The organism is Pantoea sp. GbtcB22 (assembly GCF_019091025.1).
Taxonomy (GTDB): domain Bacteria; phylum Pseudomonadota; class Gammaproteobacteria; order Enterobacterales; family Enterobacteriaceae; genus Pantoea; species Pantoea leporis.
In genome coordinates this window covers 1-244 of the sequence record NZ_JAGXKB010000626.1, presented here as the reverse complement: position 1 = coordinate 244, position 244 = coordinate 1, and the positions used below count along the sequence as shown (strand labels likewise).

1 protein-coding gene is annotated in these 244 nt (G+C 62.3%); it reads left to right on the top strand.

What is annotated here, in order from left to right; all coding sequences use genetic code 11:
* Positions 1–244, top strand: a 244-nt coding sequence (locus KVT28_RS26185; RefSeq protein WP_217551194.1) for a hypothetical protein, incomplete at both ends; no start/stop codon positions are given.

Sequence of the window (244 nt, the reverse complement as noted above, 5' to 3'; positions counted from 1 at the left end):
CGGAAAAATCCCTGCAAAGTATCCGCAATATGCTCTCCAGCGAAACGGTGGTGATCCGCGAGGGAAATCACGAGACGCTGCCCACCACCGCGTTGGTGCCAGGTGATGTGGTGGTGATCCGCGCCGGCGTCCGCATCCCGGCGGATCTGCGCGTCATTGGGGCGCATAACCTGCGCGTTGAAGAAGCGATTCTGGCGGGCGAATCCACCGTGGTCGAGAAGGGCACTGACGCGCTCATCGGCGA